The sequence below is a fragment of the Pseudomonas protegens genome, assembly GCF_003732485.1.
Taxonomy (GTDB): domain Bacteria; phylum Pseudomonadota; class Gammaproteobacteria; order Pseudomonadales; family Pseudomonadaceae; genus Aquipseudomonas; species Aquipseudomonas protegens_B.
The window spans coordinates 13591-23197 of the sequence record NZ_MOAK01000087.1 but is presented as its reverse complement, the minus strand read 5'-3'; the positions used below and the strand labels follow the sequence as shown (position 1 = coordinate 23197).

Here is a 9607-nt window from a genome sequence, read left to right as displayed (position 1 = left end):
AAGCAGAACGTCATGCCCGAGAGCATTGCCGTCCCGGCCATTACCACCCTGGGTTATGCCGGCATCCTGGCCGGCCCGGCGGTGATCGGCTTCATTGCCCATGGCAGCAGCCTGAGCGCAGCCTTCGGCCTGATCGCGGTCCTGCTGCTGGCGGTGGCCGCCAGCGGCAAGGTGCTCAAGGTCTGAGCCACTAACGTACAGCGTTGCACCAGGGATTCGCCCCCTCTCTGTAGGCGTTGGCTTGCCAGCGAAAGGGCCGCCGATCAGGGCCCTTCTCCCAGAACCTGCACCGCTCTCGAAATTCGCCGGCAAGCCGGCTCCTACGGTGGCGGTCAGAAACCGACGCTGGCCTGGACGAAGAAGGTCCGTGGCGCGCCCACGTAGATCCCCGAGTTGTTGTCGCTGGAACGGGTGAAATACTGGCGGTCGAAGACGTTCTTCACCCCGGCCCCCAGCTTGAGGTTGGACAGCTGCGGTCCGAAGTCATAGCCACCACGGATGTTCCACAGCACATAGCCCGGCATGTCGCCGTACTGGCCGTCGACACTGCCGTCGGTGATGTAGTTGCCGTTGAAGGTGCCATTGGCGTTCACCCCGGTGCCCGGCGAGTGCTGCCTGGACTGGGCGAAGGCGTCGATGTTGTAGGTCCAGCGGTCGATGTCGTAGCGCAGTCCGACAGTGGCCACCTGGCGCGAGTAGAACGGCAGGTCGCGCCCCTTGAAGCCGGGAATCTCGCCTTCATAGCTGGCGCGGGTGTAGGTGAAACCGGCGCTGGCGGTCAGGCCATCCAGGCGCGGGTCCAGGGTGGCCAGGTCGTAGTGCATGGAGGCTTCCAGGCCCTGGTGCTTGGTGGCACCCAGGTTGGTCCAGCCCACATCGTTGCTGATGTATTGCAGCTCGTCGTCGAAGTCGATGTAGAACAGGGTCACTTCACCGCCCCACACATCGTCGTTGTAGCGGGTACCGATCTCGTAGGTCTTGGCCTTTTCCGGGCTCAGGCCGTTGGCCGTCTGGTCGCCCTTGCCGCCCTGGCCCAGCTGGAAGTATTGCAGGCTGCCAAAGGAGGTCTCGTAGTTGGCGAACAGCTTCCAGGCGTCGGACAGGTGGTACATCACGCTCAGGGCCGGCAGCGGCTCGTTGCTGTCGATGCTGCGGCGCTTTTCCTGGACCCGCACGCCATTGGTGCCTGGCACCGGCCGGTCGTGCCAGTTGGTGCTGATGTCCTCGAAGCGGATTCCCGGGGTGATGGTCCAGTTGCCGACGTCGATCTTGTCATCGATGTAGTAGGCATTGGCCTCGGTGCCGCCGGTGCGGTCCTGGTAGACGTGACCGTCGGAGTCCGCGGTCAGCACCGGCTGCCTGTTCACCAGGGCCACACGGCTGGCCTCTTCGTGCATGCCTTCCTTGAGGTAGCGATAGCCCAGGCTGACTTCCTGGGTGGTGGGCCCGAGGTCGAACACATGGGACATGCGCGGCTCGATGCCGAAGGTGTAGTAGGTGCGCGGGTAGGACACCAGGGTTTTCTGATCGCGGGCGGCGATGTTACTGCCGCGGAAGCTGTCGGAGTAGTAGGTCAGGACTTCGAACTGGGTGCGGTCGTCGATCTGCCGCAGGTACTTGAAGGACACGTCCTTGCGCCGGCCGCTGAAGTTGTCCCAGTCGCGGTCGGACTCGTAGGGACTGGCGTCGTACTGTTTCTGGGTCAGGCCACCGGGCATGTCGGCGGTGGCGTCGTAGTAATGCAGGTTGAGCGAAAAGTCATCCTGGTCCGTGGGCGCCCAGTGGGTCTTGAGGATCACATCGTCGATGTCGTTGCCATTGTTGCGCTCGCGATAACCGTTGCCGTTGACCCCGGAATACAGCAGCGCCACACCCAGGCCGTTATCTGCAGTGCCGCCCAGAAACGCCGTGTCGATGTGCTTCCAGCCGCCGCGTCGGGAGGTCTCCAGGGTGGTGCCGATTTCCCCGGTGGCCTTCTCCGGGATCGCCCGGGTCACGAAGTTGATCACCCCACCGACGTTCTGCGGCCCATAGCGCACCGAACCGGCGCCGCGCACCACGTCGATGCTGTCCAGGTTGCCCGAGGAGATCGGCGCCATGGACAACTGTGGCTGGCCGTAGGGAGCAAAGGCCGCCGGCACCCCGTCGATCAGCACCGTGGAGCGTGGCGACAGGCGCGAGGTCAAACCGCGCACGCCAACGTTGAGGGCAATGTCACTGCCGCCGGTACCGTTGGCGTCCTGCACTTGCACCCCCGGTACCCGACGCAGCACGTCGCCGACGTTCATCGCGCCCTGCTCCTGCATGGCCTCACGGCGGATCACCGTGCGCGCCCCCGGATGGTTCTGCACCTTCTGGGCATCGGCATCACCGAGCCAGTCGCCCACCACGCTGATATTGCTGGTCCTCAGTTCCAGCGCAGCCGCAGCCGCCGGACTCAAGGTCACCGAGGTGCCGTCGATGCGGTATTGCAGGCCACTGCCCTGCAGCAACTGGCCCAGGGCCTGTTCTGCGGACAGCGTGCCGTCTACTGCCGGGGCCTGCTTGCCGGCCACCAGTTCAGGGCTGAAAAACACCTGCAACGAGGTCTGCAGGCCCAATTGGCTAAGGGCCTGGCCCAGGGGCTGGGCCTGGATATGGATGGCGCTGGCGGCTTGCCCGGCATAGGCCTGGGGCAGCGCCGCACCGACCGCCAGGGCCAAGGCCAGGGGCAGCCAGCGGCGGGCGGGCAACGGGGATACGGCGGGAGAAAGGGCGATTTTTTTCACGTCGGCGGCAGTCCTGTCGATCACACAAAGGTGCGTCTGTTAATGCAAACCAGTTGCAGTTGGACAAGAAGACGATGAACTGAAAAAAAACCTGAATCTAACGGGAAAATATTTCCTGGCTGCCATCGGCCAGGGTGCGAACCGCCACCGGCAGGATATCGGGCAGGGCCTTGAGCAGGGCTTGGGTATCGTCGGACTTGAACACGCTGGTCAAGCGCAGCTCCCCCACTGCCGGACTGGCAATGCGCAACGGCTGGTCGCGGTAGCGCGACACCTCGGCCACCACCTCGGCCAGCCGGGCGTTGTTGAACACCAGCTTGCCGCTGCGCCAGGCCGTCAGTTCCTCGGGGTTGACCCCATAGGCGGCGGCAACCCGGCCGCGCTCATCGATATGGGTGCCCAGACCCGGGGTCAGGGTGATGAAATTATCGGCAGCGGCGTCGCGACCCTGGACCTTGACCCGTCCCTGCTCCACCACTACCCGGGTCTGGGTGGCGTCCCGACGCACATCGAAGCGGGTACCGGTCACCGTGACCGTGCCGGGCCCGGCCGCCACCACAAAGGGCCGGTCACTGTCATGTTCAACGCTGAACAGGGCTTCGCCCTGGTCCAGTTCGATCAAGCGCTGGTTCTTCGCATAACGCACCTGCAAGCGGCTGCGGCTGTTGAGATCGATCTGCGAACCATCTGGCAGGGCCACATGCCGACGCTCCCCCAGGGCCGTGGAAAACTCGGCGCTGTAGGAGAGTGGCTGGTTGAGGCCACTGAATAGCCCCAGGCCAACGGCCAGGGTCGCGACCGCCGCCGCCAGCCCATAGCGCAGCAGCGGACGGCGTCTGGACGCGATTGGCGCCGTGGCGCACAACGCCTGCAGACGAGCCTTGGGCAGCAGATCGGTGGCGGCCCACAGGGTTTCAAGCAATTGCAACTCATGCTGATGCTGCGGGTGCTCGGCCAGCCACTGGGCGAAATCCTGTTGCTGCTCGTGGCTCAGGTCGGGCTCTTGCAGGCGCACGAACCATTGCGCCGCGTCATCGCGAACCCTGGCCTGCCCGCAAGCGCAATCGCGGCTGTCCATCATGCAAGTTCCTGTTTGGCAGAGGGTGAAAAATCGCCACGACTCATGGGGCCGCCCCGTCCACACGGTCGCGCAGATGCCGCAGGGTGCGGATCATATACTTTTCCACCATGTTTTTTGACAACCCCAGGCGCTCGGCGATTTCAGCCTGGGTCAGACCCTCGATCTTCTGCCAGACAAACACCTTGCGACAGTTCAGCGGTAACTCGCCAAGCGCCCGTTCGATGGAATCGGCCAGCTGGATCGCGTGCATGAAATGCTCCGGGTCGCCGCTGGGCGACACGCTGAGGTGGACCCCTTGTTCCTCCAGGGCCCCGCGCCGGTCCTCGCGGCGAAAGGCATCCACGGCAATATTGCGCGCGGTCTGATGCAGGTAGGCCCGCGGCTGCTGCACCGTGGCGGCATCGGATTCCAGCACCCGGACAAAGGTGTCGTGAGCCAGGTCTTCGGCCTGCTGGCGATTGCGCAAGCGCCGGGTCCAGGTGCCGATCAACTCTTCGTAGTGCTCGAAAAAGCCTGGTCTGCGGGGCGGCTTGGCTGTCATCGCAATGCGCTGGGGAAGTGGGGCGTGAATAGTAATGCTTCGCATTAATGCAATGCAATGGATGCACTGACCGCCGCTCGCCCGGTGGTCGCTGCTAGCGGCTGTACCAGCGCGGCGACTCAACGAACAGGTGGGTCTGCCCCGCCACCAACCAGTCTCCCAGGCACTGTTGCAGGTGGGCCAGGCAATACACGGCCAGGTAGATCTCATGGTAAGGAATGACCATCAGGCGCAGGCTCAGGCCCATGAGTCCACCTTGTACATTCTGTTCATCTCGGCGCCCTTGTTTTATTTATACCGAACGTTTAGCCGATATAATGAACAGCGCAATTTATCTGCGTCAAGGGATTCAAAGATGATTTAATAGACAGATGAACGATAAAACGAACGATCCAATCAACCTTTCGCCCATCGGCCTGCTGGCCATGGCCATCAAGCGCGAGCGCCTGAACGCCGGCTTCTCCGTCTCGGAACTGGCCAAGCGAGCTGCGGTGGCCAAATCCACCCTGTCCCAATTGGAAGCCGGGCTGGGCAACCCGAGCATCGAAACCCTGTGGGCCCTGGCCCAGGCCATGGGTTTGCAGGTCACGCGGTTTTTCCAGCAGCCGACGCATCAGTTGAAGGTCATCCGCGCCCACGAAGGCACCACCGCCCATGCCGAGGATGCCCACTACGCGGCGACCCTGCTGGACGACTGCCCGCCGGGAGCGCAACGCGACCTGTATCGCCTGAAGACGCAACCCGGCCAGCCGCGCCAGTCCAGGGCCCACCTGCCGGGCACCGTGGAACACCTGGTGATCTGCAGCGGGCGGGCCCTGGCCGGGCCCGCGGACAGCCCGGTGAGCCTGGAGGCCGGCGACTACATCCGGTACAGCGCCGACCTGCCCCATGTGTTCGAAGCCCTGGTGGCCGACACCACGGCGATCCTGGTAATCGAACACCGCTAACCGCCAGAGCATCAAGGATGCCCCGGGCATTTATCCGCAACGCCAAGTCTGGAATCATGGCCCCCCGCCTCAACAGGAGTGAGCATCGATGCCGTATTCCTCTCGCCGCGCCCCCCTCCTCGGCCTGCTGCTGGCCAGCCTTGCCACCCAGGCCGCGCCGAAGCAGGACCAGGACCTGCACATCTACTACAGCCTGGTGCCCGGTCAGTTCATGCTGATCGGCAAGGAGCCCGATGGCGGGCCGACCTACTCCGGCACCGCGGTGATCCGCTTTGAAAACCAGGCCCTGACCCTGGTCAAGACCATCGACGGCAAGACCACCAGCGCCACCGGCAAAGTGGAGCGGGCCAACATGGCCGAGGCCGATGTGCTGCGTTTCAGCTGGCCGGGGCACGATGCCACCTGCCTGGTACGCGGTGACCTGGACAACTACTCGCGCCTGAGCTGCTACTGGACCCGGGATGGCGTGGACCACAAGGAACCGGGGCTGGAGGCCTATTTCCCCACCGAAACCTGGCCCGGCCACCAGGACTGAAACCTGCCACCGGCCACACCCGCGCCCCGGCGCTCACCCCTTTATCGAGCCCACGCCATGATTCAACTCGTCGAATACAGCAACACCCTCCACCGTCAGCCGGTGATCGACCTGTGGAACCGCGCCTTCGGTTACGACACCGCCCACAACACCCCCGGCCTGGCCATCGACCGCAAGCTCGCGGTGGATGACGGGCTGTTCTTCGTCGCCCTGGACCAAGGGCAAGTCATCGGCACCCCGATGGCCGGATACGACGGCCACCGTGGCTGGTTCTACTCCCTGGCGGTGGACCCGCACCAGCGCCGGCTCGGCACCGGCTGCGCCCTGGTGCGCCATGGCGAACAGGCCCTGCAGGCCCGCGGTTGCCTGAAGATCAACCTGCAGATCCTCAGCAGCAATGCCGCGGTGCAGGGTTTCTACCAGGCCCTGGGCTATCAGGTCGAACCCAGGGTCAGCATGGGCAAAGTCATCACCGCCAACATCCCCGAACACCTGCGGCACTGAAGCCAAAGCCCTACCAGTTGTGCTGGTTGACCCGGGCTGTGACCAGCAATTGCTGGGCCATGGCGGCGGCGGCCTGCTGCGAGGCACTGTGCAACAGCGGATATCCCCAGAACTTTTCATAGGTATCGGCAAACGCCTCGACCCCGGCCTGGGCCTCTGGCTCCGGGGCGATGACGATCATTGCCTTGATCCAGCGGCGGATCGCCGCCTTGTTGCGCTTCATCCACAACGAACCCTGCTTGAGCCGTTCCTTGCTCTGCACACTGTTGCGCTGCGCGGGGTCAGGCATGGCATCGCTCATCAGGACAAAGGCCTGACCGCGCTGCATGAGTGCCTCCAATTGCTGGAAAGGAGTGTTTCCAGGCTGCTCGACGCCCTCGGCGCGACGCATCCAGACCAGAGGAAAATGCTGATGATCGAAGTACATGGGAACCCCTCAAGAGAACCGACAAACAAGAATGCTTATCATCTTCCTGAAAAGAGCTGTCCGCATCAGTCGAGATTGACAAGTTATTGACCAATCCAGCCAAGCGATCACAGCCCCAGGTGTAACCGCTGCCGCAGGCTGCGCACGAGCGCGCAACGGCCGCGACAATCTTCAGAGCGCAGGTGTTCGACACAAAACCCCCAGGGCCTTTGCGCCGCCTCCCAGGCTTGGCAGCGGCTACAGGGGTTGGTCGTTTTCCAGGGCATGGCGGCGTTCGGCAAAGAAACGCCCGGGCGGCTGGCCGACGGCTTTCTTGAACATGCGGATAAAGGCGCTGGCGCTGTCATAACCCAGGGTCAGCGCAACCCGCTCCACCGCGTCGCCCCGGCCCAATTGCTTGAGCCCCAGGAGGATGTGCAACTGGCGCTGCCAGCGGCCGAAGCTCAGGCCGGTCTCGGCCACGATCAGGCGGCTCAGGCTGCGTTCGCTGAGGCCGATCAACGCCGCCCAATGCTCCAGGCTGTGGCGCTGCCCGGGCTGTTCGAGAATCTGCTGGGCCAGGCGCCGCAGCTGTTCATGCCGGGGCATGGGCAGGTGGATCTGCTCCCGGGGCGCAGCAGCCAGCTCGTCCAGGGCCACGGCCATCAACCGCCCTTCGGCACCCTGCTGGTCATACAGAACGGGCAGTTGCGCACAACGTCGCAGCAGCTCCTGCAACAGCGGCGACACCGCCAGGGTGCAGCAGGCCAGCGGCAGAGATCGGGCATGCTCGGGTTCGACGAACAGGCAATAGCCCTGGGCGTTCTCCAGCCCCTGGACCCGGTGTTCGATGGCGCTGGGAATCCACACCGCGCACTGTGGCGGCGCCAGCCACAGGCCCTCGGCGCTCTCGCAACTGAGCACCCCGGACAGGGGGAACAGCAACTGCGCCTTGCGGTGGCTGTGCCACGGCCGTTCCCAGCGCTTGTCCTGGCTTGAAATGCGCAGGGCACAGACCGGCCGCGCGATCGCATCCGGGTCATGCTCCTGCTCCTGGCCTTTGAACGCCGACATCCTCGTCTCCCCCCTAGACACCTGCAGTTTCCAGCAACCAGGCCTTGAACGCGCCCATGGCGGCGGTTTCGGCCCGGGACTGCAAACGCGTCAGCCAGTAGCTGCCGGTGACAATGCCGACCTCGAACGGCTGCACCACCGCCCCGCTGGCCAGTTGCCGTTCGAACATCAGTGGCGGTGCCAGGGCCACCCCCAGGCCTTGCAGCGCCGCTTCGAGCATGCCCAGGGAAGAGTCGAAGACGATGCTCTGGGGCAAGGGACTGGCGCTGCCCAGCCCGGCCTCCTGGAACCATTGCGGCCACTCATCGGTGCGATAGGAGCGCAACAGGGTCTGGCCCAGAAGATCCACAGGGCTGTGCAACTGACGGGCGATCTGCGGTATGCACAACACCGACAGTGGCGCTTGCAACAACTCCAGAGCCTCGATGCCGTGCCAGGCTCCCGTGCCAAAACGGATGGCGTAGTCCAGGCCTTCGGCGGCCACGTCGACACGGTTGTTGTTGGTGCTCAGGCGCAGGTCGACAAAGGGATAGCGCGCCTGGAAATCCCCCAGGCGCGGCAACAGCCAGCCCACGGCAAAGGTCCCCACGGCCCCCACCGTCAGCACTTCGCGGTAGTGCCCGCCCTCGAAACGCCCCAGGGTCTGGGCGATGCGGTCGAAGCAGTCCCGCAGCACCGGCAGCAAGGTCTCGCCTTCGCTGGTCAGCATCAGTCCCCGGGGCAAGCGCTTGAACAGGGTGACCTTGAGCTGGGCCTCCAGGCTCTTGACCTGATGGCTGACCGCCGCCTGGGTCACACAGAGTTCGATGGCGGCACGGGTGAAACTCAAATGACGGGCCGAGGCTTCGAAAGCCCGCAGCGCGTTCAAGGGCAGATGTGGACGGAGCATGGGCATTCCCTAGTTTTTCTAATGGCTCCTGCGAAATATCGTCGTTTGCCGATCCTGCGCAGACTGCCTACATTGGCCTCGCTCGCGCAGTGCTGACCACGCTCTCCCTGATCGGGAAGACTTTGCGAGCACTGCGCTCCGGGGTTCCGGCAAAGAACCCCAAGGCCGAAAAGCCGCTGGGAATAGGCGGCAAAAAAATCAGAACCCATGGAAAACCACCCATCATGCGCCAAAAAACCTTAACCGGATTGGGCATCATCAGCGCCTGCGTACTGCTTCTGGGCAGCGTCGACGCCCTGGCCGAGAACCCCCAGGACAGCCGTCTGAAAACCACCGTGGACGCCACCATCCGCCCGCTGATGCACCAGCAGGGCATTCCCGGCATGGCGGTCGCGATCATCGCCAACGGCAAGCGACATTACTTTAACTACGGCATTGCCTCCAAGGACAATCAACAGCCGGTGGACAACGACACCCTGTTCGAAGTGGGTTCGGTGAGCAAGACCTTCAGCGCGACCCTGGCCGGCTACGCCCAGGCCAGCGGCAAGCTGGACCTCGAGGACCACGCCAGCCAGTACTGGCCGGCCCTGCGCGGCAGTGCCTTCGACGGCATCAGCCTGTTGCAGTTGGGCACCTACAGCGCCGGCGGCCTGCCGCTGCAGTTCCCCGACGAGGTCCAGGGCGAAGACAAGATCCTGGATTACTACAACACCTGGAAGCCCACCTTCAGCCCGGGCACCCAGCGCCTGTACTCCAACCCCAGCATCGGCCTGTTCGGCTACCTCGCCGCCCGCAGCCTGGGCCAGCCGTACGATCAACTGCTGGAAAAGAGCCTGTTCCCCAAACTGGGGCTCAAGCACAG

10 protein-coding genes and 2 pseudogenes are annotated in these 9607 nt (G+C 64.2%); 5 read left to right on the top strand and 7 right to left on the bottom strand.

What is annotated here, in order from left to right; all coding sequences use genetic code 11:
- A pseudogene (locus BLX41_RS36760) lies at positions 1 to 186 on the top strand (MFS transporter); the annotation flags it as partial.
- Between the two features lie 146 nt (positions 187 to 332).
- Here BLX41_RS36760 and BLX41_RS30195 read toward each other — a convergent pair.
- The 4 genes from BLX41_RS30195 to BLX41_RS33915 form a co-directional block, all read right to left on the bottom strand.
- On the bottom strand, positions 333 to 2768 hold the full coding sequence (locus BLX41_RS30195; protein ID WP_123727832.1) for a TonB-dependent siderophore receptor: 2436 nt from the start codon (positions 2766 to 2768) through the stop codon (positions 333 to 335).
- A 97-nt stretch (positions 2769 to 2865) separates the two neighbouring features.
- The gene (locus BLX41_RS30190; protein ID WP_123727831.1) at positions 2866 to 3849 is read right to left on the bottom strand and encodes a FecR family protein; all 984 of its coding nucleotides are present in this window, start codon (positions 3847 to 3849) and stop codon (positions 2866 to 2868) included.
- Positions 3850 to 3889: 40 nt separating this feature from the next.
- Positions 3890 to 4390, bottom strand: coding sequence for a sigma-70 family RNA polymerase sigma factor (locus BLX41_RS30185; RefSeq protein WP_123727830.1), 501 nt, complete (start codon positions 4388 to 4390; stop codon positions 3890 to 3892).
- Positions 4391 to 4484: 94 nt separating this feature from the next.
- Positions 4485 to 4637, bottom strand: coding sequence for a hypothetical protein (locus BLX41_RS33915; RefSeq protein ID WP_185073866.1), 153 nt, complete (start codon positions 4635 to 4637; stop codon positions 4485 to 4487).
- A 124-nt stretch (positions 4638 to 4761) separates the two neighbouring features.
- On the opposite strand from BLX41_RS33915, the gene BLX41_RS30180 reads away from it, so the two are divergent.
- The 3 genes from BLX41_RS30180 to BLX41_RS30170 all read left to right on the top strand — a co-directional run bounded on the left by BLX41_RS30180 (position 4762) and on the right by BLX41_RS30170 (position 6376).
- Complete coding sequence (locus BLX41_RS30180; protein ID WP_123727829.1) at positions 4762 to 5337, top strand: XRE family transcriptional regulator; 576 nt, start codon at positions 4762 to 4764, stop codon at positions 5335 to 5337.
- Positions 5338 to 5425: 88 nt separating this feature from the next.
- Complete coding sequence (locus BLX41_RS30175; RefSeq protein WP_123727828.1) at positions 5426 to 5872, top strand: hypothetical protein; 447 nt, start codon at positions 5426 to 5428, stop codon at positions 5870 to 5872.
- A gap of 57 nt (positions 5873 to 5929) precedes the next feature.
- The gene (locus BLX41_RS30170; RefSeq protein WP_123727827.1) at positions 5930 to 6376 is read left to right on the top strand and encodes a GNAT family acetyltransferase; all 447 of its coding nucleotides are present in this window, start codon (positions 5930 to 5932) and stop codon (positions 6374 to 6376) included.
- 10 nt (positions 6377 to 6386) lie between these two features.
- Here the strand turns inward: BLX41_RS30170 and BLX41_RS30165 are convergent, their stop codons facing one another.
- The 3 genes from BLX41_RS30165 to BLX41_RS30155 all read right to left on the bottom strand — a co-directional run bounded on the left by BLX41_RS30165 (position 6387) and on the right by BLX41_RS30155 (position 8745).
- On the bottom strand, positions 6387 to 6803 hold the full coding sequence (locus BLX41_RS30165; RefSeq protein WP_123727826.1) for a hypothetical protein: 417 nt from the start codon (positions 6801 to 6803) through the stop codon (positions 6387 to 6389).
- A 237-nt stretch (positions 6804 to 7040) separates the two neighbouring features.
- Entirely contained in the window at positions 7041 to 7856 is an 816-nt protein-coding gene (locus tag BLX41_RS30160) for an AraC family transcriptional regulator (protein ID WP_123727825.1), read from the bottom strand.
- 13 nt (positions 7857 to 7869) lie between these two features.
- Positions 7870 to 8745 (bottom strand): LysR family transcriptional regulator, encoded by an 876-nt coding sequence (locus tag BLX41_RS30155; RefSeq protein WP_123727824.1) that lies wholly within the window; start codon positions 8743 to 8745, stop codon positions 7870 to 7872.
- Positions 8746 to 8969: 224 nt separating this feature from the next.
- Between BLX41_RS30155 and BLX41_RS36755 the strand changes: the two are divergent.
- Positions 8970 to 9607: pseudogene (locus tag BLX41_RS36755) on the top strand (serine hydrolase); the annotation flags it as partial.